We start from the raw sequence: 24,549 nt of genomic DNA on the forward strand, positions 1-24,549 counted from the left end.
GTGTCGCATGAGTCTGGACGGAGGGCCCGAGGCGCCACCCGCCTGACCAAGGGCAGCGCATCGAAGTCGACGGGGGTCCCCCACCCGTACTGCCCCGCCGGGACGCTGCCTGCGTACGGGCACTCGCAGTACTACCACCAGGACACCGAGTCCCTGCTGAACATCTCCTCGATCGTCGCGGGGCATCCGGAGGCCGTCACGACGGTGCCCAAGCCGTGGGAGGCTGCCCGGTGATGCCCCCCAGCCAGCCAGCGCCTCCCCGCGGGCGTCTCGCCCGTCGCGAGTAGCGATCGTCGCGGCTGCCGTCGGAGCGCTTGTTGTCGGTGGTGTCGTTGTCGGCAGCGTCATCGCTGAGCAGAGAGCCGAACTCCCAACTCCCGCTGCGACGACGGCAGAGCCAACCGCGTTCGACAACCAGGTCGAGATGGACCGGGTGGTCGTCGAGACCGCGGCGCTCATCGGGCTCACCGCGGAACCAGTGCCAGAGCTCGAGAGCACCCTGACGTGTCAGCGCGCCGACGGCAGCGACGGTGTTTCCTACCTCCTCCATAAGGTGGTGGACGTCGCTCTGCCTGACGTTCGCGCAGGGGTCGACCAGGTAGGTCAGTTCTGGACCGACATGGGGTACGAGGTGACCGAGCGTGACATCGGTGGCGCCACCGTCCTGAGCGGTCGCGCGCCCTCGGGTGCGGTCATCGAGCTCTACGCCGGGCCGGGAGGTACCACGATCAGCGGCGAGACCCTCTGCGCTACCGCGGAGGGCCGGCGCAGTGGGGCGTAGTCCCGGCTGTTCTGGCGTGAGTTGGTGGCGCGTGGTGTTGCCGCCGATGGGCGCGGTCCTTGAGGCGCGGTTCATCGACCGGTACGAGCGGGTCGCGGCCTTGAGGCCAGCTGGCGAAGCCGGCGCGATGGTAGGAGCAGCGGACCTTCTGTCAGTCACGGACGCCCAAGGCGGATCGCGCTAGCGAGCATGTCTTCGAGAACGTCCGGCTTCAGCGCGGTCGTCGCCCACAGGTCGAGCCGCTCCCCGGGCACCTTCAGCGCGTCGCGAAGGGTGAGCAACGTCCACAGCGACCCGACGGTCTCGCCGCTGAGGTCGATGAGGAGGTCGACGTCCGAGGTCGGGCCGAACGGGCCCGGAAAGCCCTGGCGCGATAGGGCGAGGAGTTCGCAAGGGCCGGACAGCGCTGACTCGGGGCCTGGCCCACGCCCTCGCGCCATGTTCGGCACCCGCGTTAGATCTCCGGTCTCGACGGCTCCTCTGCAGCCCGAGCCAACAGGCTGGCAGTCGTTCAACCTCGAAGTCTCCTCAACGGTCGCTTGCCCCCGTCCCAGGCTCTCGTGTCACGCACTGCAGAGAACCGCACTCCTGACACGGGCGTGGCGGCTCTTGCGGAGAGTGCTCCGATCGGGTGAGCGCGGGTGTCGGGATTGCCCAGGGCGGTCCCCCGTGTCCTGTGAGGTGCCTCACAGATCGGCTGTCGAGGTGCAGGTCGCAGCGTCGGGGCCGGCCGGGCTCGGGAGAATCTCAGCGCCGGGTTCAAGTGACGGCACCCACCGTCCGATGTGCCTGGTGACCGGCCACCCACCGGTCGTCCCCCCACTGCGAGCAGCGCGCCCCCACGTGCTGCCGCCGCCCGACTCGAAGGACACACCCCCATGGCTTCTGCACGCCGTAAGTCCGCCGCCATCGCCCTCGCCGTCGTCGGCGTCGCGGGCCTCTCTCTCGCGTCCGCGTCGACGCTCAACGTCAGCGGCGGCACGATCCAGGCCGGTACGACCACGAGCGCGTCGTGCGACGCCGACGGCGTCCAGGCGAAGTTCACGTCGAGCTACGCCGCCGCGCCGACGAACGCGTACAAGGCCGACACCCTGACGATCTCCGGCATCGACGCCGCGTGTGCGGACGGCGACATGCGGGTCTCGGTCGTGGCCGACAAGACGACCGTCGAGTTCACGGCGACGAAGATCGGGCAGACGTGGACCTCCACGGCGATCAGCCCGGTCATCCCGGCCGCGGAGATCAAGTCCGTCGCCGTCGTCATCACCAAGTGACCCACTGAGTCGCTGAGCTGACCCGCACGTCGTGTCGGGCAGGCCGGGTGCGCACGCGGCCGGCGCGGGAACCCCGCGCCGGCTGCTGCGCCGCGCCGGCGACGTGGTGCTCGCGCTCGTCGGCGTCACGCTCGCGTGGCTGCTGTGGCCGTCCTCGCTCGGGGGCTGCACCACGCTGACGATCGTCTCGGGCGACTCGATGCTGCCCACCTACCAGACCGGTGACCTCGTGGTCTCGCGCTGCGGCCCGGTCGAGGTGGGTGACGTCATGGTCTACCGGCCGGACGGCTTCGGCGGTTCGCGCATCATCCACCGGGTCATCGGCGGGGACGCCGCGGGCTGGGAGCTCCAGGGTGACAACAACGACTGGGTCGACCCCTTCGAGCCTGCGGGCGAGGAGGTGCTGGGCACGGCGGTGCTCCACCTGCCCCATGTCGGCGGGATCGCGTCGATCTTCCTCAGCCCGCTGACCTGGGTCTCCGTGCTGGTGATCGCCGGCGCGTCCCTGCTGTGGCCCTCGAAGGACGACCCTCCCGACGGTGGTGCAGGCGACGCCGCGGACGCGGCGCCGGTCCAGCCCGAGCAGGTTCCGGTCGGGGCGCCGCGCTAGAGGGCACGGAGCAGGTCAACAGCATGGTCGAGAAGGGAGGGGACGACGTGAGGAAGCGCTTCGCGGTCGTCGTCGTCCTCCTGGTGGCTGTGCTCGGCAGCGCGACGCTCGGGAGCGCCTCCTCGCTCACCGTCAGGGGCGGGGTCATCGACGCCTTCACGGCCTCGCGCCCGTGCGGCGACGGCGCGGGCGCCACGGTGAGCGACCCGGCCGCGACGACGCAGACGCGGGTGCGCCTCACGGTGCCCGCCGACTGCGTCGGCCGACGGCTCCAGCTGACCCTGGTCGACGCCTCCGGCGCCGCGAAGCACGCAGCGAGCGTCGTCCTGGCCGCGCAGGTGCAGGACGTCGTCGTCCCCGCGTACCAGCCGTCCGCGGGTGTCCGGGTGCACGCGACGGTCGACGGTTGGAACCTGGCCACGACGTGGACGTACGCGCCGCCGGTCACGTGCCGGATCGTCGACAACCCCGCGGCCACCTGCACGGCCGTCGTCACCGAGGTGGCGGACCGCTCGTGGTTCGCCGACCCGAAGCGTCGCAGCTTCACGGTCGTCGTGACCTCGCCCTCGACGCCCGGCGGGGCGTGGGAGCTGGTCTACGACCTGGCGCACCCCGTCTTCGGGGGCACGCCGGAGGTCCTCTGGGGGCCGTCCAACGTCGCGGCGCAGACCGGCTGCGCGCAGCGCCCGACCTTCGTGCTGCGCGGCACGGGGAACATCCGCACGGTGTCGGCGGGTCAGCAGCGCTCCGTCGTCCTGATGGCAGACAGCTGGACGGACATCTTCGGGAGCAGGAACATCCTGCGGTGCTCGTGATCCAGCCGGGACCCTGCTGCGGGGCTCAGCGCTCCACCGGCGTGAGCTCGGGCCGCTTGGGCCGCCGTGCGTCACCGCTGGACCGGCGCCGCAGGCGTCGCGTCGCCCACGGGTAGGCGTGCTCGCGGAACCACTCCGCGTCCTGCTGGACGCGCGCCGCGAGCGGCACGGGCGGCAGCGGCGTGAGCGGGTCGTCCCAGGCGGCGTCGTCGGGCTCGAGCCCCAGGCCGACCAGGGCCGCCTGCGCGACGCGCCGGTGCCCCTCGGTCGTGAGGTGGATCCGGTCCGGCGCCCACATGCGCCAGTCGCGAAGCGAGCGCATCCCCCACACGTCCGCCACGTAGGCGCCGTGCTTGCGTGCGATCGACCAGATGTGCGCGTTGTAGACGCCCGCACGCCACCGCGTGCGCCGGACGACCGGGCTGTCCTTGGCGTCCATGCCGGTCGCGAGCAGCACGTCGACGCCGGCCGCCCGCAGCCGCGCGACGGCCGCCTCGAGGCGTTCCGCGAGCACGTCGGGGTCCGCCGCCGGCCGGAGCATGTCGTTGCCCCCGCCGACGACGCTCACGAGGTCCGGACGCAGCTCGAGGGCGGCCGGCACCTGCTCGCGCAGGATCGGCTCCAGGAGGCGACCCCGCACGGCGAGGTTGGCGTACTGCACCGGGGCGTCGCCCTGCCCGATGCCGGCGCGCTCGGCCAGGTGCGCGGCCAGCAGGTCCGCCCAGCCCCGGCACACGAGCGTGGGGTCGACGGCGGTGGTGGTGGTCGGCGGGGCACCCCCGGGGACGTCCCACAGGCCCTCGGTGAACGAGTCGCCCAGCGCCACGTAGCGGCGCCACGGCGCGGTGCGGCCCGGCGGTGCGGTCGGCTGCTCGTCGTCGCCGTGCGGCGTCCGGGTGAATTCCACGCCTCCCAGTGTGCGCCGATGCGACACAGACGCCCAATCCGGGCGCGGAGCCGGAAGGGGGGCTGGACCGCCGGCGTGTGATGGGTCACTCTTGGCTCGTCAGCGACAAGGGCAAACCCACCGCGAGGTGGGGACGCAAAGCCACGGGACCCCTCGGGTCAGCCGGGCCACCGAACGTGAGGTCCACCATGAGCAGCACGCTTCCCGTGCGATCCGGCTCCACTCCTCTGTGCCACGACGCCGCGCGCGTCCCCCTCGGCCTCGGCCTACCCGCCTCCTGAGCACGTTCTCAGGACGCTTCCCGCACGCCCCCGGGCGTGCGACCGCCGGCAGGACGTCGGCGCAGGGGATCACCGGACGGATCCGGTGACGTGGACCACCAGGAGGGTGGAGATGGATCGACGGACGAGGAAGGCGGCATCGGTCGCACTCGTGGCGCTCGCCCTGGTGGGCGTGCGGACGGCGTCCGCGGCCGGGGTCGACCTGGGGGGTCAGCAGGTCCTGGTGGGGGAGGACGGGGTGCAGGGGTGCAGCTCGTCGCAGATCGAGGTCCGGTACGACGTCGCCTACGACGCCGCACTGCAGGGATACGGCGTGAGCGGGGCCCGGCTGTCGGGGCTGGACACCGCTTGCGAGGGACACGACGTGGTCGTGACCCTCAGCGGGCCCGGGGGGGTCGCGCTGGCCGAGCTGTCCGCAGTGATCGGTGCGTCGGAGACGACGGTCCCGGTGCCGGCGAACGTGCCGGTGCCGGCTGAGGAGCTCACGGGGGTGAGCGTCGTCCTCAGCTAGTTCGCGGTCGCAGGACCGCGGCGCCCGACGTGGCGCCGTCCCCTGGGGAGGGGGCGGCGCCGGTCGGTCGGGTCTGCTGGTCGGGGGACCAGCGCACGGGAGGCGCGCCCTGCTCGGCGAGCAGCGCGTCGACGCGGGAGAACGGCCGGGAGCCGAAGAAGCCCCGGGACGCCGAGAGCGGGCTGGGGTGCGCGCTCTCGACCACGGGGACGCCCCCGAGCAGCGGGCGGACCTGCTGCGCGTCGCGGCCCCACAGGAGGGCGACGAGCGGCCCGCCCCGTTCCACGAGCGCCGTGACGGCGCGGTCGGTGACGTCCTGCCACCCGAGGTGCCGGTGCGAGCCCGGTGCGCCGGTGCCCACGGTGAGGACCCGGTTGAGGAGCAGGACGCCCTCCTGCTCCCAGTCGCTGAGGTCGCCGTCGGGCCCGCGCACGACGCCGACGTCGTCCGCGAGCTCGCGGTGGATGTTCTGCAGCGAGCGGGGCAGCGGGCGCACCCCGGGCGCCACCGAGAAGGACAGGCCGACGGCGTGCCCGGGCGTCGGGTACGGGTCCTGGCCGATGACGAGCACGCGGACGTCCGCCATGGGCCGCGCGAACGCGCGCAGGACGGCGTCGGGGGCCGGGAGCCAGGCCCGGCCGGCCGCGGACTCCGCGCGCAGCGCGTCGCCGATCTCGCGCAGCCGCAGCTCGACCGGTGCGAGGGCCGCGGCCCAGTCCGGGGCCATGAGCGCGTCGAGGGGCTGACGGATCACGCGGCGACCCTAGCCGCCGCCGCGCTCCCTTACTCGATCACCGCGCGGGGGTCATCCCGACGCGCCGGGACGAATGACACGCGTGTCATTCCGCGTCTACGATGAGCCGACGCCCGGGGACGGGCGACGACGCCGCTTCACCCTGGAGGACCCATGGACGCGATGGCCACCGCGCGCGACGCGGACCGCACGGACGCCCGGGTCCACGCCGCCGAGCTCTCCGAGCGCGACCAGCAGATCCTCGCCTTCGAGCGCCAGTGGTGGAAGTACGCCGGGGCCAAGGAGCAGGCGGTCAAGGAGCTCTTCGACATGTCCGCGACGCGGTACTACCAGGTGCTCAATGCGCTCATCGACTCGCCCGCGGCGCTGGCCCAGGACCCCATGCTGATCAAGCGCCTGCGCCGGATGCGCGCGTCCCGCCAGCGGGCCCGCACCGCGCGTCGTCTGGGTGTCGACGCCTGAGAGGCGGGGCGCCCGCTAGCCTGTCCGCCGTGAAGGCCGGCGACTACCCCTACCCCGCGGACGAGTTCGACGCCGCGGATGCCCGGGGCGGCCCACGAGGCGTTCACCGCGCACCGCGCTCGCGCCGCCGCCGTCTGCTGCCCTTCCTGGTCGTCCTCGTCGTCTTCCCCCTCCTCGCCTACGGCGCGGTCACGTGGCTCTCCGACTGGCAGGGGCTGGGCTCCGGGGGGACGCCCGCGGAGGGGACGTCCACCGAGGCCGACGAGGGGACCACCGAGGAGGAGCCGGTCGAGGAGGACGCCGGCGAGGCCGAGGTGCCCGTCGAGCCGGAGACGGAGGAGCCGGTCGAGACGACCCCGCCCCCGCCCCCGGTCGACCTCGCCACACCCGTCGAGGTGTTCAACGCCACGTCCCGCTCCGGCCTCGCGGGCGGTGCGGCCGAGCGTGTGGAGGAGGCCGGCTTCACGGCCGTGAGTGCCGGCAACTGGCAGGGCGACGACCTCGAGGCGTCGACCGTGTACTACGCGACGCCCGACCAGGTCACGACGGCGGAGCTCGTCGCGCAGACCCTCGGCATCACCGCCGTGCAGGAGTCCGCGGAGCAGGCGCCCGAAGGCGTCGTCGTCGTGCTCGCCGCCGACTACGAGGACTGAGCCGACCGCGTCGTGCGACGCAGGCGGCCGCCCGGGCCGCCGCCTGCGGTCGCCGCGACCGCCCCGAGCGGTGAGGATGCGGGGGACGGGACGGACGGACGACGGGAGCGTGCATGACGCGGGCGCTGGACGTCGTCGTCGTGGGCTCCGGACCCAACGGCCTCGCCGCCGCGGTGACGCTCGCGCGGGCGGGGCTCGAGGTCGTCGTGCTCGAGGCCCAGCCGCACCCGGGCGGGGGCGCCCGCACGGCGGACCTCGGCCTGTGGCCGGGCGTCGTCCACGACACGTGCAGCGCCGTCCACCCCATGGCCGTCGCCTCGCCGTTCTTCCGGCGGTTCGACCTGGCGGCCCGCGGCGTCGAGCTGGTGGCGCCCGAGGTGTCGTACGCCCAGCCGCTGGCCCAGGGGGCCGGGATCGCCTACCGCGACCTCGACCGCACCGCGCGGGAGCTCGGCGTCGACGGCGGCGCGTGGCTCGAGACCTTCGGGCCGCTCGTCGCGCACGCCGAGGCCCTCGTCGGTTTCCTCCTGGGCGACCGCCGCCACCTCCCGCGCGACCTGGTGACCGCGGTGCGCTTCGGTCTGCGGGCGTTCGAGCAGGGCGTGGCCCCGCTCTGGGACCGCCGGTTCCGTGAGGAGACGGCGCCCGCGCTGCTCACCGGCATCGCGTCGCACGCGATCACGCCCCTGCCCTCGATCGCGGGGGCCGGCACGGCCCTGCTGCTGGGCACGCTCGCGCACGCCGTCGGCTGGACCGTGCCGCTCGGGGGCACGCAGGCCATCACCGACGCGCTCGTGGCGGACCTGCGCGCGCACGGGGGCGAGATCCGCACGGGTCACCTCGTGCGCACGCAGCGCGACCTGCCACCCGCGCGCGCTGTCGTCTTCGACACCTCGCCCTCGGCGGTCGCCGCGGTCATGGGCGCCCGCCTGAGCCGTGGGACCGCGCGCGGCTACCAGGCGTACCGGCACGGGAACGCCGCGGCCAAGGTCGACTTCGTCCTCTCGGGTCCGGTGCCGTGGGCCGACCCCCGCGTGGGCCGGGCCGGGACGGTGCACGTCGGCGGCACGCGCGCCGAGATGGCCGCCGCGGAGCACGCCCTGACGCAGGGCCGGCACGCCGAGCCGCCCATGGTGCTCGCGAGCGACCCGTCGGTGGGCGACCCGGGCCGCGCGACCGCCGACGGGCACCGCCCGCTGTGGACGTACGCGCACGTCCCGGCCGGGTCGCGCGCGGACGTGACCGAGGCCGTCACCGCGCGCATCGAGCAGTACGCGCCCGGCTTCCGCGACGTCGTCGTCGCCTCGCGGTGCACCCCCGCGGCGCGGATCGAGCTGGGCAACGCGAACTACGTCGGCGGCGACATCGCGGGTGGTGCGATCACCCTGCCGCGGATGCTCGTCGGGCCCGTCCTGAGCCCGGACCCCTTCGTCGCGGCCGACGGCGTCTACCTGTGCTCCGCTGCCGTGCCGCCGGGGCCCGGGGTCCACGGCATGGGCGGCTGGCACGCCGCGCGGCGCGTCCTCGCGCGCAGCTTCGGCATCGAGCGCCCGCCCGGCCTCGCGCCCTGAGGCGCGGCGGCGGCGGCGCCACGGCGCTTGCACTCGCCGGGTGAGAGTGCCAATAATGAGTTAGCACTCTCGACCCGAGAGTGACAGAAGACCCTGGGCCGAGGTGAGGTCCGGGCCCCCGACGGGATGTGACCGCGGGCGGCCCGAGCCGTCCGTCGCGGGCGCCGGCGCCCAGGACACCGCCAACACCGGAGGACCATCCGTATGGCCAAGATCATTGCCTTCGACGAGGAGGCCCGCCGCGGCATGGAGCGGGGCATGAACGCCCTCGCCGACGCCGTCAAGGTCACGCTCGGCCCGAAGGGCCGCAACGTCGTGCTCGAGAAGAAGTGGGGCGCCCCCACGATCACCAACGACGGTGTCTCGATCGCCAAGGAGATCGAGCTCGAGGAGCCCCTCGAGAAGATCGGCGCCGAGCTCGTCAAGGAGGTCGCCAAGAAGACGGACGACGTCGCGGGCGACGGCACCACCACCGCCACCGTGCTCGCCCAGGCCCTCGTCAAGGAGGGTCTGCGGAACGTCGCCGCCGGCGCCAACCCGATCGCGCTCAAGCGCGGCATCGAGAAGGCCGTCGACGCCGTCACGGCGCAGCTGCTCTCGGCCGCCAAGGAGGTCGAGACCAAGGAGGAGATCGCCGCGACCGCGGGCATCTCCGCCGGCGACCCGGCCATCGGCGAGCTCATCGCCGAGGCGATGGACAAGGTCGGCAAGGAGGGCGTGATCACGGTCGAGGAGTCCAGCGCCCTCGGCCTGGAGCTCGAGCTCACGGAGGGCATGCGCTTCGACAAGGGCTTCCTGTCGGCGTACTTCGTGACCGACGCGGAGCGCCAGGAGGCCGTCCTCGAGGACGCCTACGTGCTGCTCGTCGAGTCCAAGATCTCGAACGTCAAGGACCTGCTGCCGCTGCTGGAGAAGGTCATCCAGTCCGGCAAGCCGCTCTTCATCGTCGCCGAGGACATCGAGGGCGAGGCCCTGGCCACGCTCGTCGTGAACAAGATCCGCGGCACGTTCCGCTCCGTCGCCGTCAAGGCGCCGGGCTTCGGGGACCGTCGCAAGGCGATGCTGCAGGACATGGCGACCCTCACGGGTGGCCAGGTCATCTCCGAGACCGTGGGCCTCAAGCTCGAGAACGCGGGCCTGGAGCTGCTCGGCCAGGCGCGCAAGGTCGTCGTCACCAAGGACGAGACCACGATCGTCGAGGGCCTCGGCGACGCCGACCAGATCGCCGGTCGCGTCGCGCAGATCCGCGCCGAGATCGAGAACTCGGACTCGGACTACGACCGCGAGAAGCTCCAGGAGCGCCTCGCGAAGCTCGCCGGCGGCGTCGCCGTCATCAAGGCGGGCGCGGCCACCGAGGTCGAGCTCAAGGAGCGCAAGCACCGCATCGAGGACGCCGTCCGCAACGCGAAGGCTGCCGTCGAGGAGGGCATCGTCGCCGGTGGTGGCGTCGCCCTCATCCAGGCCGGCAAGGCTGCCTTCGAGCAGGCCGACATCCTCGCGCTCGTGGGTGACGAGGCGACCGGTGCGCGGATCGTGCAGCTCGCGATCGACGCCCCGCTGAAGCAGATCGCCATCAACGCCGGCCTCGAGGGCGGCGTCGTGGCGGAGAAGGTCCGCAACCTCCCGGCGGGTCAGGGCCTCAACGCCGCGACCGGCGTGTACGAGGACCTGCTGGCCGCGGGCGTCAACGACCCGGTCAAGGTCACGCGCTCGGCGCTGCAGAACGCCGCGTCGATCGCCGCCCTGTTCCTCACCACCGAGGCCGTCGTGGCCGACAAGCCGGAGAAGCACTCCGCTCCTTCCGGTGGCGACGGTGGCGGCATGGGCGGCATGGACTTCTGACCTTCCCGGTCGGGGTCCGAGCCGCGCGCTCGCACTGACGACGGCGGGTGTCCCTTCGGGGGCACCCGCCGTTCGCGTTCCCGGGGGGTGCCTGCGGCACCGTCACGCGGTGCGCTCGCGGGGCGAAGGTCGCGGGGCGCTCACGGGGCGCTCACGGGCACGGTCGCGCGCGCGGACCCGCAGGCCCGAGGCGCGCAGGCGCCGCACGAGCTCCCGGCTGTCGACGAGCCGCGCGCCGTGGCCGACGAGGTCGGCGTAGCGCTCGGCGGGCACGTCGTAGTGGTCGAGGTCGAAGGCGCGCCGCGGGATGCCCGCACGGTCGGCGAAGGCGTGGAGCTCGGCGAGGGACGCGTCGCTCACGAGGTGGCCCCACACGGTGCCGTGCCGCGGCCACAGCGGCGGGTCCAGGAGCACGGCCATGCCCCGATCCAACACCGCGGCCACCGCCCTGTCCGGCCACCGCCCTGTCCCCACGCCGCCGTGTCCCTGCACGTCCCGTTCCTCCACAGCCCTCTCCGCACGCCTGTCCCTCCACAGGCCCGGCGGTCCCTGCCCCCGACGCCGGACCGCGCTGCCTAGCGTCGGCCTCCCACGGAGAGGGGAGGACCTGATGAGCAGGTACGAGGTCGACAGCGCGCAGGTGGCGCAGGCCGGCACGGCGGCGGCGGCGTCGGTGGCGACGATCCGGGCGGAGGTGGCGGCGCTGCTGCGGCACCTCACCGAGCTGCAGGCCGGGTGGCAGGGCACGGCGGCGACGGCGTTCGCGGGAGTCGTGGCGGACTGGTCGGTGACGCAGCGTGCCGTCGAGGCGAGCCTCGACGGCATCACGACGGCCCTGGGCGCCGCGTCCCAGACGTACGCCGACGCCGAGCAGCAGGCGGCGCGGCTCTTCGTGCGGTGAGCGCTACGGGGTCCGGACGGGTGCGGAGCCGGCGGCGGCGTCCGCACCGGTGGCGGAGGCGGGGCCGGTGGCGGCGTCCGGACCGGCCGCGGAGCCCGCCGCGTGCTCGGCCTCGAGCCTCGCGAGCTCCTTGGTCAGGCGGTGCAGCTCGGCCGCCACGTTCTGCCGGGCGGCCTCCTCCCACGCGGCGCCGAGCGGCGAGACGAACAGGGTGCGGCGGAGCTCGAGCTTGCGCAGGATCGCGATCCGCGCGCGGACGAACTCCTCGAGCGGGAGGTGCGCGTACTCCGCGCGGATGTCGGCGAGGTACGCCTTGTACCGCTGGGGCTCCGCCGCGAGCATCGCGAGGTCCGCGTCGCAGAGCACGGCGCAGTCGAAGTCGTCGGGGTCGACGGTGTGGCGGCGCAGCGCCGTGACGAGCTGGACGACGCGCGCGACCGACACCTCCGGCAGGCCGAGGTCGGTCAGCTCGCTGCGCGCGAGCACCGCGCTCGCCGTCTCGTCCTCGCCCCCGCGCCGGGCGTACGACGCGCGCTCCGCGGAGTCGAAGACGGCGCCGTGGTACCAGGCCGCGAGACGCACGAGGTCGGGCTCGTGCGTCTCCTCCGCGAGCTCGTCGACGCGCGCGAGCACGTCGGTCAGGTGGCGCACGTTGTGGAAGTGGCGGTCGGGCTCCGACCACCGGTCCAGCAGGGCCTCGCCGACCTTCTCGACCTCGTCACGGGCGGCCGTGGCGCCGGCGCCGATGCAGGCCCTGGTCCACGCGGGGATCAACCACTGGGGTGCGTCGTGGACGCCCATCGCCGTGCCTTCGCGCTCGGGGACAAGACCGGCCGCCCATCGTATGCCTGACCGGACGAACCGGCTCACTCATCCCGCGCGGGTGCACCCGGCGCGGCGAGGGGGAGGTCGACGCGCACGGTGGCGCCGCCTCCCGGGGTCGGCACGAGCGTCACCGAGCCGTCGTGCGCCTCGACGATCGCCGCGACGATCGCCATGCCGAGGCCGGCGCCGCCGGCGTCGCGCCCCCGGGCCGGGTCCACCCGGTAGAAGCGCTCGAAGACGCGCGCGGCGTGCTCGGGCGCGATGCCCGGGCCGTGGTCCCTGACCTCCACGACGGCGCGGCCGGGCGCCGGTGTGCCGAGCGCGATCTCGACCGGGGTGCCCGGCGGCGTGTGCTCGACCGTGTTCCCGACGAGGTTCGCCAGGACCTGTCGCAGGCGGTCCTCGTCCCCGAGGACCACGAGGTCGCCCATCGAGCCGCCGGGGACCAGCGGCTCGAGCCGCACGGGACGCCCGGGGTCCAGCGCGCGCAGGTCGGCCGCGGCGTCGGCGGCCACCCCCGCCAGGTCGACGGGCTCGTGCCGGACCGCCCGCCGCTCGTCGAGCCGCGCGAGGTCGAGCAGGTCCTGCACCATCCGACCCATGCGCGTGGCGGCGTCCTCCATCCGCTGGACGGTGGCGGGGACCTCCTCGGGCGGCACCGCGCCCATCCGGTACAGCTCCCCGTAACCCCGGATGGTCGCGAGCGGCGTCCGCAGCTCGTGGCTCGCGTCGCTGACGAAGCGCCGCATGCGCCGCTCGGACGCGGTGCGGGCGGCGAAGGCCGTCTCGATCTGGGCGAGCATGCCGTTGAGCGCGCGCCCGAGGCGACCGACCTCCGTCGAGGCGGGCCGGTCCGGGACGCGGCGCGAGAGGTCCCCGGCCGCGATGGCCGCGGCGGTGTCCTCGATCTCGCGCAGCGGTCGCAGCGAGCGCCGCACCCCCCAGAATCCCGCCAGCGCCCCGAGCGCGACGACGCCGACGCCGATGGCCGCCAGCGCCAGGCGCATCTGGTCCAGCGTGTTCTCTGCCGACGTCAGGGGCAGCGCCACGGCGACGGTACCGACGACGTCGTCGGACCCGGCGCCCACGAGCCGTTGCGCGAGGACGCGCCACGAGGTCCCGCCGTCCACCGACCCGACGGTGAAGGGCTCACCGCCTCGCTCCGCGACCTCCTGGACGCTCATCGGGGGCACGTCGGCGAGGTCGGTCGTGGACGGGTCCGCCACCCAGTGCTGGACGACCTGGCCGTCCGGCGTCGAGAGGACGACCTGGTAGTCGCTCGGCAGGTCCGTCGCCCCCGGGCCCCGGGGCAGCTGGTTGGTGACCCGGTCGACGAGGCCCTGCGACGCGGCGGAGAGCTGGTCGTCCACCTGCCCGAGCAGCGACTGCCGCAGGAACGTGAGCGCCGTCGCGCCCGTGAGCACCAGGCCGAGCGCGAGGACGACGGCGAACATCACGGACAGCTGCGTGCGCAGCGGCAGGCGCGACCACGCGCGGCCCGCGCGGCTCATGCCCGGGTGGCTCACGCCGACCCGGGGGGCAGGCGCAGCACGTAGCCGACGCCCCGCTTGGTGTGGATCAGCGGGACCGGCTGCTCGCCCTCGACGCCCTCGGGGAGGCGGTCGATCTTGCGGCGCAGGTAGGAGATGTAGGACTCGACGATGCTGCCGTCGCCACCCCAGTCGTACTGCCAGACGTGGTCGAGGATCTGCGCCTTGGACAGCACGCGACCGGCGTTGAGCATGAGGTAGCGCAGCAGGGCGAACTCGGTGGGGGACAGATCCACCGAGCGGCCCGCGCGCCGGACCTCGCGGGCGTCCTCGTCGAGCTCGAGGTCGGCGTAGCGCAGGACCGCCGAGTCGTCGGGCGGGGCGGGCGCGGTGCGGCGCAGCACCGCGCGGATCCGCGCCACGACCTCCTCCAGGCTGAACGGCTTGGTCACGTAGTCGTCGCCACCCACCGTCAGTCCCGCGACCTTGTCCGTGGTGTCGTCGCGCGCCGTGAGGAAGAGCACGGGCACCTGCTGGCCGCGCTCGCGCATCCGGCGGGTCACCGTGAACCCGTCCATGTCGGGGAGCATCACGTCGAGCACGACGAGGTCGGGCCGCAGGTCCCGCACCAGGGCCAGCGCGGAGGCGCCGTCGGCCGCCGCGTGCACCTCGAAGCCGGCGAAGCGCAGCGACGTCGTCAGGAGCTCGCGGATGGTCGGCTCGTCGTCGACGACGACGAGCCGCGCCTCGGGTGCACGCTCGGTGGGCATGGCTCCAGTCTCCCGCTCGTCCCTGGGAACCACCTGAGAGGTCCCTGGGACATCGCTGACCCGGCCCGAGGGTGCGGCCGACCGGTCACCGGACCGGCCGCACCCGCGGGACGGACCGTCAGCTGTCCTGGATCTGCGCCGGTGCGGCGCCCTGCTTGAGCTGGGCGAGCCGCGCCTCCACCTCGAGCATGCCGGCGTCGACCTCGAGCTCCTCGAACTGGGCGTCGAGCGAGGAGGCGGCCAGCTCCTGGTGACCCGCGACGCGCGCCTCTTCCCGGCGCACCTTCTCCTCGAACCGCGCCACCTCGCTCGTCGGGTCCAGCACGTTGATCGACGAGAGCGCCTCGTGCACGGTGGCCTGCGCCTGGGCCGTCTTCTGGCGCGCGATGAGCTGGTCGCGCTTCGAGCGGAGCTGCTCGAGGCGGTTCCGCATCTCGACGAGTCCCGACTTCAGCTTCGCCACGACCTCGTTCTGCGACGCGATCATCGGCTCCGCCGACCGCGCCTCGCCCTCGAAGGCGATCTGCTTGGAGATCGCGACCTTCGCGAGGTTGTCGAAGCGGTCCGCCTCGGTGCCGTTCCCCGCAGCGCGGAGCTGGTCGGCCTTCGCCGACGCCGCCACGGCCTTGCGGCCCCAGTCCTGTGCGGCCGCGACGTCCTCCGCGTGGTCGGCCTCCGCGAGCCGCACGTTGCCGATGGTCAGGGCGACGGCGTCCTCCGCCTCCGCGATGGCGTTGGTGTAGTCGCGGACCAGCTGGTCGAGCATCTTCTCCGGGTCCTCCGCCCGGTCGATGAGCGAGTTGATGTTGGCCTTCGCGAGCTGGGCGATGCGGCCCAGGACGGTCTGCTTCTCAGCCATGAGTGACTGCCTTCCCGTGGGGTGTGCGTGCGTGGGTGGGGTGTGCGTGGGTGCGGTGCGCGGGCTCGCCGTCGGTCAGAAGCGGCCACCTCCTCCGCGGCGTCCGCGGCCGCCCCCGCCGAAGCTGCCGCCGAACCCGCCGCCCGAGCGCCGGCCGCCGCCCGATCGTCCGCCGCCACCGAATCCGCCGCCACCGAACCCGCCGCCGAAGCCACCCCCTCCGAAGCCGCCCCCGCCGTAGCCCCCGCCCCGACGGCTCCCGCCGCCCAGGACCTGGTCGAGCAGGATCCCGCCGAGGACGAGCGAGCCCACGTCGGTGCCACCCCGGCCGCCGCCGTACGGACCCTGCGGCGACTGCCAGCGTGCGACGTCCGCCTCCGCGAGCTGCTGCGCCGAGAGGACCAGCTGCTCCGCGCGGCGCGCCGTCGCCAGCGCGCCCGCCGGGTCCGAGGCGGCGGCCGCCGCCGCGTCCTGCGTCAGGCGTGCGGCCTCGGCGAGCCGGGTCCGTGCCTCGGCGCCGACCGCCCCGCGCCGCGTCTCGATGAAGTCGCCGACCGCCCTGACGCGGGCGTCGAGCCGCGCCAGCACCTCGCGCAGCTGCGCCTGGGCGCGCGCCGTGTGCTCCGCCTGCTCGCGCGCGGGCGCCAGTGCCGCGTCGAGCGCCGTCTCGGCATCCGTGAGGCGCCGCAGCGTCGCGAGCGGGTCGCCGCCCGCCCGCTGTGCCCGGGCCGCCGCGAGGACCTCCCGCGCGGGCGCGACGGCGGCGGCGACCGCGGGGTCGCGCGGCGCCAGGCGCTCGGCGTCGGTGACGTCCGCGGCGAGCGACGCGATGCCGGCGTCGATCCGTGCGCCCGCCTGCGCGAGCTCCTGCCCCGCACGTCCCACGGCGTCGAGCAGCGTGACGGCCTGCCCGACGGCGTCCTGGGCGCCTCGCGCGAGCGCGACCGCGGCCGCGCGGTCGGTGTCGAGCGCCTCGCGTCCACGGTCCACCCCGGTACGTGCCGCGTCGAGCAGGGACGCCGCCTGCGTGAGGTTGCCGCGCACCGTGGCGAGCGCCTCGGGGGAGTACGTCGCCGCCAGCGCGTCGAGCGTGGCCTGCGCCGCCGGGAGCCGGCCCTGCACCTCGTCCGCGCGGCGGGCGGTCTCCTCGAGGACCTCCGGGACGCGCGCCTGCAGGTCGCGCAGCCGCTCGAACTCCGCGGTCTGCGCGTCGAGCGAGGTGTCGACCTGCTCGCACAGGGACAGGATCTCGAGCAGCATCGCGCGTCGCTGCGGCTCGTCCTCGGGCACCGCGTCGTCGAGCTGCTGGCGCAGGAGGAACGCCCGCGCCAGCGTCGGCTTGGCGGCCTCGAGGACCTGCGCGAACACGCGCGTCGCCTCGATCCCGAACTGCGCCTGCGCGAAGCCGAGCTCCTGCTCGGACGTGCGGACGGCGTCGTCGCACGCGACGAGCGCCTGGCCGGCGCGCCGGTTGAGCTCTTCGGTCGGCAGGCCGGCCGGGCCCTGGGCGGGCACGGTGCGCCGGGCGCCCGCGGGAGCGCGCCGGCGGGACAGGGCGAACGTGACCGCGACGATGACCACGAGCCCGCCGACGAGGAGCACCGGCAGGACCGGGAAGCCGCCGCCGGCGCCGGTGCCCCCACGGGCGGCGTCCTGGATGCCCTCAGCCGCGCCGATCGCCGCGCCGGCCCAGTCGCCGTCGCGCAGGCGGGGCTCGACGCGCTCGGCGTCGATCCGGGCGAGCTGCTCGTCGGAGAGCGGCACGGCGTCGTCGACCGAGGTCGCGTACTGCCGGTCCTCGACGGCGACGGCGAGCAGCACGTCGTTCGTGCCGAGGCCGGACTCGACGGCCGTCTCGTTCGCCCACTCGAACGGGTCGAGGCCGTCGAACGAGTCCACGAAGACGACGAACAGCTGGTACGGCGTCGCGTCGGCGAGCTCGTCGAGGGCCTCCTGGACCTGGGCCTCGCGGCCCCGCAGCGCGCCGGCCGGGTCGGTGATCTCGCCCTCGACCGCCAGGGGCGGCTCGGCGCGGACGGCGGCGTGCGCCGCGCCGGGGAGCAGGGACGTCAGCGCGAGGCCGGTCAGCAGCGCGGTCAGCAGGGTGCGCGCCGCGAGGCCGACCGCACGGCGGCTGTCGGCGACGCTGCGGCTGGTCACGACTCGATCCTCGCGACCAGCCGCGCCCCCCGCAATCGGCCGGCCCGACGGGGCGGCGGGCGAGCACGGAGATGCTCAGCCGTGCGCGGCGTGGTCCGCGAGCACGGCCTCCAGCACCCGCCGGGCGGCCGCGGATGCCGCGGCGTCGTCGCGCCGCCGGTCCATCGTGATCAGCGCCTTCCACAGCGCCCACCCACGCGCCCGCGCCCACGTCCCCGCATCGGCGTCGACGGCTCCTCGGAAGGCATCCCGCGACCGGCCGTCGAAGAAGGTCCAGGCGATCACGAGGTCGCAGGCGGGGTCGCCCCAGCCGCACGTGCCGAAGTCGATGACGGCACTGAGGGCGCCTCCGCTGACCAGGAGGTTCCCGGGCGCGACGTCGCCGTGCAGCCAGACGTCCGGCCCGCCCCACGTCGACGCCACCGCGGCCTGCCAGACCTGCCCGGCGGCCGTGACGTCGACCTCGCCGGCCAGGACCTCGAGGGCGTGACGGGTCTCGTGCTCGTAGCGGTCGACCGGCCCGCCGCGCCACCAGTTGTGCTGACCCGGCCCCGGTCCCGGCCCTGGCACCGCCTGCAGCGCCGCGAGAAACGCCGCGAGGTCGACGGCGAGCCGCGTCAGGTCGGCGGGCGGTGCGGCATCGGCGGACTCACCGGGCAGCCACCGGTACACCGACCAGGGCCACGGGAAGTGCCGGCCGGGCGCCCCCGCAGCCACGGGAGCCGGGATCGGCAGCGGCAGGTGCCCGGCCAGGACGGGCAGCCAGCGCTGCTCCTTCACCACCGCCTCGGCGTACTCGGCCGCACTGGGCAGGCGCACCAGCAGCTCGTCGCCCAGGCGGAAGGTGCGGTTGTCCCAGCCGCTGCGCGGGACGGGCGTCACCGGGAGTGCCGCCCAGCGCGGGTGCTGCTCGGCGACGAGGCGTCGCACGAGGTCGGCGGTGATCGCGGGAGCGGCGAGCCGGGTCATCCGGCGCAGCCTAGGAGCGGGGGAGCGCGGTGCTCATCACCATTTCGCGAGATCGCCGGGAGATCGGCGGCCGGCTCGACGGCCGCGGCTGCGCGACTGCCGTGCCGTGGCAGTCGGCCCTCACGCGACACCGGACGGGCCCGGGCCCCTGGCGGTCATGAACGCGCTCCCACTACAGTCGCCGGGTGATCCTCACCGTGATCGAGCACACGCCCTCGTGTCCCCTCGACCGCTTCGGCGGCTGGCTGACCGAGGTCGACCCGGAGCTGAGGATCCGCACGGTCCGCCCATGGGCGGGTGACGAGATCCCTGCGGTCGAGGCGGTCCGCGAAGGTCTCGTCGTACTCGGCGGACCGAGCCATGCGCACGACGACGTCGGTCTCCCCTGGCTCCCGACGACGCGCGGCTTGCTGGCGGCCGCCGCGACGTCGGGGGTGCCGACACTCGGGATCTGCCTCGGCGCGCAGCTGCTCGCGGTGGCCACGGGCGGGCGGGTCCAGGTCGGGGCTCCTCCCGGGCGGGAGTCGGGGGTCATCGACGTGCACCCGCGTCCCGACGCGGCGGCGGACCCCCTCCTCGGCGGGCTTGCCGCCGACGTGCCCGCCGACCACCCCCTCACCGGAGGGGTGCTCCTGGCGATGCCGACGATGCACGCCGACGCCGTCGTGGACCTTCCTCCGGGCGCCGTGTGGCTGGCGTCCTCGCACCTGTACCCCTACCAGGCCTTCCGCGTGGGTCCGGCGGCGTGGGGCGTGCAGTTCCACCCCGAGGTCTCGCGTGCGACGTTCGCCACCTGGGCCGCGCTGAACGACGACGTCGACGACGCCGCGGTGCTCGCGGCGTACGACGAGCACGCCGACGCGGTCACCGCGGGCGGTCGGGCCCTCGCGCACCGCTTCGCCGAGGTCGTGCGCCACGCGGCCACGGCGGGCACGCCGAGCACCGCGCAGCCCGCGCTGCTGGACTGACCCCGGCCGCCCCTGGCCGGCCGCCTCAGCCGCCGACCAGGTCCTCCGCGTCGACGATCCGGTACGCGTAGCCCTGCTCGGCGAGGAAGCGCTGCCGGTGCGCGGCGAACTCCTGGTCGACGGTGTCCCGCGCGACGACCGCGTAGAAGTGCGCGGTGCGCCCGTCCGCCTTGGGCCGCATGATCCGGCCGAGGCGCTGCGCCTCCTCCTGGCGTGACCCGAAGGAGCCGCTGACCTGGATCGCGACGGCGGCCTCGGGCAGGTCGACCGAGAAGTTGGCGACCTTGCTCACGACGAGCCGCGTGACCTCCCCCGTGCGGAACGCCGCGAACAGCCGCTCGCGCTCGCGGACGGTCGTCGCGCCCGTGATGAGCGGGGCGTCGAGGTGGTCCGCCAGCAGCTCGAGCTGGTCGATGTACTGGCCGATGACGAGCACCTGGTCGTCCGGGTGCTGGGCGACGAGCTGCTCGACGACCCGGTTCTTGCCCGTGGCGCTCGCCGCGAGCCGGTACTTCTCCTCCGGCTCGGCGGTCGCGTAGGCGAGGCGGTCGCCGTCGGGCAGGGTGAGGCGCACCTCGACGCAGTCGGCGGGCGCGATGTAGCCCTGGGACTCGATGTCCTTCCAGGGTGCGTCGAAGCGCTTCGGGCCGATGAGCGAGAAGACCTCGTCCTCGCGGCCGTCCTCGCGCACGAGCGTCGCGGTCAGGCCGAGGCGCCGCCGGGCCTGCAGGTCGGCCGTCATGCGGAAGATCGGCGCCGGCAGCAGGTGGACCTCGTCGTAGAGGACGAGGCCCCAGTCGCGCGCGTCCAGCAGCTCGAGGTGCGTGTAGACGCCCTTCCGGCGGGTCGTGAGCACCTGGTAGGTCGCGATCGTGACCGGTCGCACCTCCTTGCGGGCACCCGAGTACTCGCCGATCTCGTCCTCGGTGAGCGTCGTGCGGCGCAGCAGCTCGTCGCGCCACTGGCGCGCCGAGACCGTGTTGGTCACGAGGATGAGCGTCGTCGTCTTCGAGCGCGCCATGGCGCCCGCGCCGACGATCGTCTTGCCCGCGCCGCACGGGAGCACGACGACGCCGCTGCCGCCGTCCCAGAAGCCGTCGACCGCCTGCTGCTGGTAGGGCCGCATGGCCCAGCCGGTCTCGTCCAGGTCGATCGGGTGGGCCTCGCCGTCGACGTACCCGGCGAGGTCCTCGACGGGCCAGCCGAGCTTGAGCAGCACCTGCTTGAGGTGGCCCCGCTCGCTCGCGTGGACCGCGACCGTGTCCGGGTCGATGCGCGCGCCGACGAGCCCGGCGGTCTTGCGCGAGCGCAGGACCTCCTCGAGCACCGCGCGGTCCAGCGCGTGCAGCACGAGGCCGTGCGTCGGGTGCTGCACGAGCTGCAGGCGGCCGTAGCGCGCCATCGTCTCGGCGACGTCGACGAGCAGGGCGTGGGGGACGGGGTAGCGCGAGTACTGCAGCAGGACGGCGACGACCTGCTCGGCGTCGTGGCCGGCGGCGCGCGCGTTCCACAGCCCGAGCGGCGTCAGCCGGTAGGTGTGGACGTGCTCCGGTGCCCGCTCGAGCTCGGCGAAGGGCGCGATCGCGCGCCGGCACGCCGCGGCGTCGGGGTGGTCGATCTCGAGCAGGAGCGTCTTGTCGCTCTGCACGATGAGCGGCCCGGGGGCGCCTTCGGTCATCGGTCTCCTCAGGTGGGGGTGACGCCGGCGATGCGGTGCACGGCGACGGTGAGCTCGGCCTCGCGGACCGGGTCGATGGCGCGGACGCGGCCCGCGTCGACGCGCACCGGGCGGACCCGGCGGCGTGTCGAGCCACCACCCGGGCCGACGATGTCGAGCCAGACCTCTCGGCCCTCGGCGACGGCCTCCCGCAGCAGCGCCAACGCCAGGACCGGGTCGGGTGTTCCCTGCTCGTCACCGGTCGCCTGCCACGCCTCGCCGGCGGTCGGGCGCGCGGGCGGGCCGCCGGCCGTGGCCGCGGCGGCCTCGCGCCGGTCCGCGGCGAGCAGGTCCTTCGCGAGGCGGTGCAGCCGGCGCCGGCGGGCGTCGTCGGCCGCCGGGGCTGCGGGCGCCGCCGGGGCCGGACGGCGGCGCGCGCGTCCGCGGACGCGCGCGGCGGTGGGGTCGACGACCACGACGTTCCCGCCCGGGTCCTCGGTGACGGGTGCGAGCCCTCGCTCGCGCAGCGCGGCGAGCAGGGCGGACGGCGTGGCCTGCGACGCGATGACGGTCGGCGCCAGGAGGAGCAGGCCGAGCCCGCGCAGCGCCTTGTCGTCGACCAGGCCGGCGAGCAGGGACGGGTCGTCGGCGCGCAGGTACGACGACGCCATCCCCACGCGCAGCCGCCCGTGGCGGCGGGCGACGTCGAGCACCAGGTACTCGAGCGGCTGCGGCACGCCGTTGCGGGCGAACCGCGACAGCTCGGCGAGCAGCTCCTCGGCGGTGCGTCCGCGGTCGAGCGCGTGGCGCACGCTGGACTCGGTGAAGCGCACGGTCAGGCCCGCTCCGCGCGACTCGACCTGCGCCGCGAGCTCGACCAGCGCCGCGAGGCCCTCCGACGGGCGGCCGGGCACGATGCCGGTGAGGTCGCCCTGGAGCAGGAGCTCGTCGACCGCGGGCGGGAGCTGGGCAGCCAGCGCGGCCGCGGCGGCGGGCCCGGGGCCGAGCAGGGCGGCGCCCGCCGCGGCGAGCGCGCCACCACCGAGGACGCCGAGCGTGGTGGCCTCCGCGAGCACCGACTCCACGGCGTGCACGGGCGGCGCGGAGCGGGGCGTGCGCCAGGCGAGGACCTCGTGGACCTGCTCCGCGGTCAGGGCGCCGCGACGGCCCGCGGGCGTCCCGGGCGCGGGCGTGGCGGCGAGCACCTCGAGCACGGTGCGCCGCAGGCGCGGCGCCCACGGCCGCCGGGCCTCGGGGTCGAGCGCGGGCCGCACGGTCCCGCGGTCGTCGCGCGTCCCCACCAGCCACGCCGCGCGCTCCGAGGCGAACCATGCGGCGGCGAGCACCTCCCAGCGCTCGGGCGCGGGCCGGCGCAGCCAGTCGTCGGCGTCGGCGGTGGGGGCGATCGACGCCTGCTCCTCGCCGTCGTCGGCCACGAGCCCGGCGGCCCCCGCGACCTCGACGACGAGCGCCGTCGTGGTCTCGTCGGTGCCGAGCCGGCTGGCGACGCGGCGCAGCTCGCGCGTGCCGAGCCCGCCGGCCCGCAGGACGGGCGGCGGGTCGGCGCTCCAGGTCTCGAGCAGGACGCCGACGAGCCGGACCGCCTCGAGCGCGTGCTGGGCCGACTCGGCGGCGACCGTGCGGTCGTCGACCGCCGCGGCGTCGGGGGTCGGCTCGCCGGGCGTGCCGCGGTGCGTCCGGCCGTCGCGGAGCACGAGCGCGACCTCCCGGGGGAGCACGACGTGCTGGGGGTCCCCGACCGAGAGCAGGCCGTGGCGCAGCAGCCACTCGACGGCGGTGCGGCCCGGTCCGGGCTCCTGGCCCGGCGCGGGGACGGGGGAGCGGCCCACGGGAGGGCCCCACGCGAGCGCGTCGAGCACGGGCGCGGCCCCGGTGGGTGCCCGGTCGAGGAGCGCGCGGACGGTGGCCGGGCGCGCGAGATGGGCCGCGACGGCGTCGACGGCCGACCCGGCGTCGTCCGGCGGAGCGGCGCTGACGTCGTCGGGGTCACCGGCCTCGGGTGCCCGCGCCGGCAGGCCGAGGTCGGCGCGCAGCCGCTCGAGGCCCTGCGCGCTGCGGCGCGCCAGCGCCGTGCGGAGCGTGGGCCCGAGCCCCGCGGGGTAGGGGCCGAGCACCTCGTCGAGCCCGGGGGCCGGGACGAGCGGGGCTCCGGGCGCCGGCGCGGCGCCCTCCACGACGTCGGGGCTCCACAGCAGCGCCAGGTCCCACGCGACGGCGACCGCGGGCGCGACGTCGTCGGGCCGGGCCCCGGTGGCTGCGGCAAGGTCCGCCTCAGTCAGGGGTGCGCGGCCGCCGTCGTCGGCGCGGCCGTCCGCGGGGAAGAGCGCGAGCGCGGCCTCCAGGACGTGCAGGACGACGACGTCGACGCCCGCGAGGGCGCGGTCCAGGCTGGCGCGGTTGGCGGCGCGCGCGGCGAGCGCCCTGAGGGTCGCCGGTGGCGGGGCCGCCAGGTCGGGACGTCCGTCGAGCAGCGCGGCGAGACCCGCTTCCCCGCGGGCGCGCAGGTGCTCGGTGAACGTGGTCATCCGTCCCACGATACGTGCGCGCGTGGGGTCGCCGGTGCGCGGGCGGGGACCCGGACCACCCGCGGCTCGGCCTCCCGGGGCGGACGGTAAGGTTGTCGACATCGCGTCTGCAACATGGCGCGTCCACGAGCTGAGGAGAATCCCCCCATGGAGATCGCCCGGGACCTGCTGCTGGTCCTCCACTTCGTCGGCCTCGCGAGCCTGCTCGGCGGGTTCCTCGTCCAGATGAAGCCGAAGACCAAGAAGATCGACGCCGCGATGTTCCACGGTGCGCTCACGCAGCTCGTCACGGGCGTCGCGCTCGTCGGCATGGCCTACGCGCTCGGCAACGGCGAGCATGTCGACAACCTCAAGATCGGAATCAAGACGCTCGTCCTGCTGGTCATCTTCGCGCTGGTGCTGCGGGGCCGCCGTCAGCAGAGCGTCAGCACGGGTGTGTGGGGCGCGATCGGCGGCCTGACCCTGCTCAACATCATCGTCGCCGTCGTCTGGTGAGCCGGCGGGCGCGCGGCCGGTAGCCTGGGGCGGTCAGCCTTCTCTTCTCCGTCAGGGGTCCAGGTGCCTACCGGCAAGGTCAAGTGGTTCGACGCCGAGCGCGGCTTCGGTTTCATCGCCAGCGACGAGGGCGACGAGGTCTTCCTGCACGCCTCCGCGCTGCCCGCGGGCGTGACCGCCCCCAAGCCCGGCACCAAGGTGGACTTCGGCGTCGCCGACGGCCGCCGCGGCCCGCAGGCCCTGTCGGTCAAGTTCCTCGAGCCGCTGCCCTCGGTCGCGAAGGCCCAGCGCAAGCCGGCCGACGACATGGCAATCATCGTCGAGGACCTCATCAAGGTCCTGGACTCGGTGGGCAACGGCCTGCGCCGCGGTCGCTACCCGGAGAAGGGCAAGGCGTCGCAGGTCGCCTCCCTGCTCCGCGCCGTCGCCGACGACCTCGAGGCCTGAG

At 75.0% G+C, this 24,549-nt stretch carries 26 protein-coding genes and 1 riboswitch; of the genes, 14 read left to right on the plus strand and 12 right to left on the minus strand.

Features of this window, described 5'->3' with window-relative positions; all coding sequences use genetic code 11:
- Together H2O74_RS03015 and H2O74_RS03020 are read left to right on the plus strand one after the other, a co-directional pair.
- Nucleotides 1-234 (plus strand): hypothetical protein, encoded by a 234-nt coding sequence (locus H2O74_RS03015; protein WP_182113063.1) that lies wholly within the window; start codon nt 1-3, stop codon nt 232-234.
- Between the two features lie 199 nt (nt 235-433).
- Nucleotides 434-781, plus strand: coding sequence for a hypothetical protein (locus H2O74_RS03020; RefSeq protein ID WP_182113064.1), 348 nt, complete (start codon nt 434-436; stop codon nt 779-781).
- A gap of 155 nt (nt 782-936) precedes the next feature.
- On the opposite strand, the gene H2O74_RS03025 is transcribed toward H2O74_RS03020, so the two are convergent.
- On the minus strand, nt 937-1,230 hold the full coding sequence (locus H2O74_RS03025) for a hypothetical protein (RefSeq protein ID WP_182113065.1): 294 nt from the start codon (nt 1,228-1,230) through the stop codon (nt 937-939).
- 429 nt (nt 1,231-1,659) lie between these two features.
- On the opposite strand from H2O74_RS03025, the gene H2O74_RS03030 reads away from it, so the two are divergent.
- Genes H2O74_RS03030 through H2O74_RS03040 form a run of 3 tightly spaced genes read left to right on the plus strand, consistent with a single transcriptional unit; the run spans nt 1,660 to nt 3,480 of the window.
- Nucleotides 1,660-2,055, plus strand: coding sequence for a hypothetical protein (locus tag H2O74_RS03030; protein WP_182113066.1), 396 nt, complete (start codon nt 1,660-1,662; stop codon nt 2,053-2,055).
- Nucleotides 2,056-2,086: 31 nt separating this feature from the next.
- Complete coding sequence (locus H2O74_RS03035; protein WP_182113067.1) at nt 2,087-2,665, plus strand: S26 family signal peptidase; 579 nt, start codon at nt 2,087-2,089, stop codon at nt 2,663-2,665.
- A gap of 23 nt (nt 2,666-2,688) precedes the next feature.
- Nucleotides 2,689-3,480 (plus strand): hypothetical protein, encoded by a 792-nt coding sequence (locus H2O74_RS03040; protein WP_182113068.1) that lies wholly within the window; start codon nt 2,689-2,691, stop codon nt 3,478-3,480.
- 25 nt (nt 3,481-3,505) lie between these two features.
- On the opposite strand, the gene H2O74_RS03045 is transcribed toward H2O74_RS03040, so the two are convergent.
- Entirely contained in the window at nt 3,506-4,387 is an 882-nt protein-coding gene (locus H2O74_RS03045; protein WP_182113069.1) for an SGNH/GDSL hydrolase family protein, read from the minus strand.
- A 100-nt stretch (nt 4,388-4,487) separates the two neighbouring features.
- A riboswitch (cyclic di-GMP riboswitch) is annotated at nt 4,488-4,562 on the plus strand.
- 218 nt (nt 4,563-4,780) lie between these two features.
- On the opposite strand from H2O74_RS03045, the gene H2O74_RS03050 reads away from it, so the two are divergent.
- A complete protein-coding gene (locus tag H2O74_RS03050; protein ID WP_182113070.1) occupies nt 4,781-5,179 on the plus strand; it encodes a hypothetical protein in 399 nt (132 codons plus the stop codon).
- Here H2O74_RS03050 and H2O74_RS03055 read toward each other — a convergent pair.
- Nucleotides 5,172-5,930, minus strand: a complete 759-nt coding sequence (locus H2O74_RS03055; protein ID WP_182114019.1) for a uracil-DNA glycosylase — start codon at nt 5,928-5,930, stop codon at nt 5,172-5,174. The two genes, H2O74_RS03050 and H2O74_RS03055, sit on opposite strands and share 8 nt — an antisense overlap.
- A 165-nt stretch (nt 5,931-6,095) precedes the next feature.
- On the opposite strand from H2O74_RS03055, the gene H2O74_RS03060 reads away from it, so the two are divergent.
- The 4 genes from H2O74_RS03060 (at nt 6,096) to groL (ending at nt 10,461) form a co-directional block, all read left to right on the plus strand.
- A complete protein-coding gene (locus H2O74_RS03060) occupies nt 6,096-6,395 on the plus strand; it encodes a DUF3263 domain-containing protein (protein WP_182114020.1) in 300 nt (99 codons plus the stop codon).
- Nucleotides 6,396-6,424: 29 nt separating this feature from the next.
- Nucleotides 6,425-7,048 (plus strand): LytR C-terminal domain-containing protein, encoded by a 624-nt coding sequence (locus H2O74_RS03065; protein ID WP_182113071.1) that lies wholly within the window; start codon nt 6,425-6,427, stop codon nt 7,046-7,048.
- A gap of 113 nt (nt 7,049-7,161) precedes the next feature.
- The gene (locus H2O74_RS03070) at nt 7,162-8,619 is read left to right on the plus strand and encodes an NAD(P)/FAD-dependent oxidoreductase (protein WP_182113072.1); all 1,458 of its coding nucleotides are present in this window, start codon (nt 7,162-7,164) and stop codon (nt 8,617-8,619) included.
- 204 nt (nt 8,620-8,823) lie between these two features.
- Nucleotides 8,824-10,461 carry a chaperonin GroEL gene (gene groL, locus H2O74_RS03075; RefSeq protein ID WP_182113073.1) on the plus strand — a complete coding sequence of 546 codons (1,638 nt, stop codon included), beginning with the start codon at nt 8,824-8,826 and terminating at the stop codon, nt 10,459-10,461.
- 102 nt (nt 10,462-10,563) lie between these two features.
- Here the strand turns inward: groL and H2O74_RS03080 are convergent, their stop codons facing one another.
- Nucleotides 10,564-10,881: a DUF4031 domain-containing protein gene (locus tag H2O74_RS03080; protein ID WP_182113074.1), complete on the minus strand. Its 318-nt coding sequence runs from the start codon at nt 10,879-10,881 to the stop codon at nt 10,564-10,566.
- Between the two features lie 190 nt (nt 10,882-11,071).
- On the opposite strand from H2O74_RS03080, the gene H2O74_RS03085 reads away from it, so the two are divergent.
- On the plus strand, nt 11,072-11,362 hold the full coding sequence (locus H2O74_RS03085; protein WP_182113075.1) for a WXG100 family type VII secretion target: 291 nt from the start codon (nt 11,072-11,074) through the stop codon (nt 11,360-11,362).
- A gap of 3 nt (nt 11,363-11,365) precedes the next feature.
- Here H2O74_RS03085 and H2O74_RS03090 read toward each other — a convergent pair whose 3' ends face one another.
- The 6 genes from H2O74_RS03090 to H2O74_RS03115 form a co-directional block, all read right to left on the minus strand.
- Nucleotides 11,366-12,163: a hypothetical protein gene (locus tag H2O74_RS03090; RefSeq protein WP_255491752.1), complete on the minus strand. Its 798-nt coding sequence runs from the start codon at nt 12,161-12,163 to the stop codon at nt 11,366-11,368.
- Nucleotides 12,164-12,228: 65 nt separating this feature from the next.
- Complete coding sequence (locus H2O74_RS03095; RefSeq protein WP_182113076.1) at nt 12,229-13,698, minus strand: cell wall metabolism sensor histidine kinase WalK; 1,470 nt, start codon at nt 13,696-13,698, stop codon at nt 12,229-12,231.
- Nucleotides 13,699-13,709: 11 nt separating this feature from the next.
- Entirely contained in the window at nt 13,710-14,447 is a 738-nt protein-coding gene (locus H2O74_RS03100; protein WP_182113077.1) for a response regulator transcription factor, read from the minus strand.
- Between the two features lie 118 nt (nt 14,448-14,565).
- The gene (locus H2O74_RS03105) at nt 14,566-15,306 is read right to left on the minus strand and encodes a PspA/IM30 family protein (RefSeq protein WP_182113078.1); all 741 of its coding nucleotides are present in this window, start codon (nt 15,304-15,306) and stop codon (nt 14,566-14,568) included.
- Between the two features lie 75 nt (nt 15,307-15,381).
- A complete protein-coding gene (locus H2O74_RS03110) occupies nt 15,382-17,466 on the minus strand; it encodes a TPM domain-containing protein (protein WP_182113079.1) in 2,085 nt (694 codons plus the stop codon).
- A gap of 75 nt (nt 17,467-17,541) precedes the next feature.
- Nucleotides 17,542-18,435 (minus strand): aminoglycoside phosphotransferase family protein, encoded by an 894-nt coding sequence (locus H2O74_RS03115; protein ID WP_182113080.1) that lies wholly within the window; start codon nt 18,433-18,435, stop codon nt 17,542-17,544.
- Nucleotides 18,436-18,620: 185 nt separating this feature from the next.
- Between H2O74_RS03115 and H2O74_RS03120 the strand changes: the two genes are divergently transcribed.
- Nucleotides 18,621-19,403: a type 1 glutamine amidotransferase gene (locus H2O74_RS03120; protein WP_182113081.1), complete on the plus strand. Its 783-nt coding sequence runs from the start codon at nt 18,621-18,623 to the stop codon at nt 19,401-19,403.
- A gap of 25 nt (nt 19,404-19,428) precedes the next feature.
- Here H2O74_RS03120 and H2O74_RS03125 read toward each other — a convergent pair whose 3' ends face one another.
- Both H2O74_RS03125 and H2O74_RS03130 read right to left on the minus strand, forming a co-directional pair.
- Nucleotides 19,429-21,081: a DNA repair helicase XPB gene (locus tag H2O74_RS03125; RefSeq protein ID WP_182113082.1), complete on the minus strand. Its 1,653-nt coding sequence runs from the start codon at nt 21,079-21,081 to the stop codon at nt 19,429-19,431.
- 8 nt (nt 21,082-21,089) lie between these two features.
- Nucleotides 21,090-23,606, minus strand: a complete 2,517-nt coding sequence (locus H2O74_RS03130; protein ID WP_182113083.1) for a helicase-associated domain-containing protein — start codon at nt 23,604-23,606, stop codon at nt 21,090-21,092.
- Nucleotides 23,607-23,753: 147 nt separating this feature from the next.
- On the opposite strand from H2O74_RS03130, the gene H2O74_RS03135 reads away from it, so the two are divergent.
- Together H2O74_RS03135 and H2O74_RS03140 are read left to right on the plus strand one after the other, a co-directional pair.
- On the plus strand, nt 23,754-24,101 hold the full coding sequence (locus tag H2O74_RS03135) for a hypothetical protein (RefSeq protein WP_182113084.1): 348 nt from the start codon (nt 23,754-23,756) through the stop codon (nt 24,099-24,101).
- Between the two features lie 63 nt (nt 24,102-24,164).
- Nucleotides 24,165-24,548, plus strand: coding sequence for a cold-shock protein (locus tag H2O74_RS03140; protein ID WP_182113085.1), 384 nt, complete (start codon nt 24,165-24,167; stop codon nt 24,546-24,548).
- Nucleotide 24,549 lies beyond the last annotated feature (1 nt).

The sequence above is a fragment of the Actinotalea sp. JY-7876 genome (assembly GCF_014042015.1).
Lineage (GTDB): Bacteria > Actinomycetota > Actinomycetes > Actinomycetales > Cellulomonadaceae > Actinotalea.

Coding starts and splice junctions, on each gene's coding strand:
- H2O74_RS03080 (WP_182113074.1), bottom strand. CDS start 10,881: ATGGCCGTGCTCCTGGACCCGCCGCTGTGGCCGCGGCACGGCACCGTG.
- H2O74_RS03050 (WP_182113070.1), top strand. CDS start 4,781: ATGGATCGACGGACGAGGAAGGCGGCATCGGTCGCACTCGTGGCGCTC.
- H2O74_RS03085 (WP_182113075.1), top strand. CDS start 11,072: ATGAGCAGGTACGAGGTCGACAGCGCGCAGGTGGCGCAGGCCGGCACG.
- H2O74_RS03135 (WP_182113084.1), top strand. CDS start 23,754: ATGGAGATCGCCCGGGACCTGCTGCTGGTCCTCCACTTCGTCGGCCTC.
- H2O74_RS03030 (WP_182113066.1), top strand. CDS start 1,660: ATGGCTTCTGCACGCCGTAAGTCCGCCGCCATCGCCCTCGCCGTCGTC.
- groL (WP_182113073.1), top strand. CDS start 8,824: ATGGCCAAGATCATTGCCTTCGACGAGGAGGCCCGCCGCGGCATGGAG.
- H2O74_RS03095 (WP_182113076.1), bottom strand. CDS start 13,698: ATGAGCCGCGCGGGCCGCGCGTGGTCGCGCCTGCCGCTGCGCACGCAG.
- H2O74_RS03090 (WP_255491752.1), bottom strand. CDS start 12,163: ATGGGCGTCCACGACGCACCCCAGTGGTTGATCCCCGCGTGGACCAGG.
- H2O74_RS03040 (WP_182113068.1), top strand. CDS start 2,689: ATGGTCGAGAAGGGAGGGGACGACGTGAGGAAGCGCTTCGCGGTCGTC.
- H2O74_RS03115 (WP_182113080.1), bottom strand. CDS start 18,435: ATGACCCGGCTCGCCGCTCCCGCGATCACCGCCGACCTCGTGCGACGC.
- H2O74_RS03130 (WP_182113083.1), bottom strand. CDS start 23,606: ATGACCACGTTCACCGAGCACCTGCGCGCCCGCGGGGAAGCGGGTCTC.
- H2O74_RS03125 (WP_182113082.1), bottom strand. CDS start 21,081: ATGACCGAAGGCGCCCCCGGGCCGCTCATCGTGCAGAGCGACAAGACG.
- H2O74_RS03070 (WP_182113072.1), top strand. CDS start 7,162: ATGACGCGGGCGCTGGACGTCGTCGTCGTGGGCTCCGGACCCAACGGC.
- H2O74_RS03100 (WP_182113077.1), bottom strand. CDS start 14,447: ATGCCCACCGAGCGTGCACCCGAGGCGCGGCTCGTCGTCGTCGACGAC.
- H2O74_RS03060 (WP_182114020.1), top strand. CDS start 6,096: ATGGCCACCGCGCGCGACGCGGACCGCACGGACGCCCGGGTCCACGCC.
- H2O74_RS03105 (WP_182113078.1), bottom strand. CDS start 15,306: ATGGCTGAGAAGCAGACCGTCCTGGGCCGCATCGCCCAGCTCGCGAAG.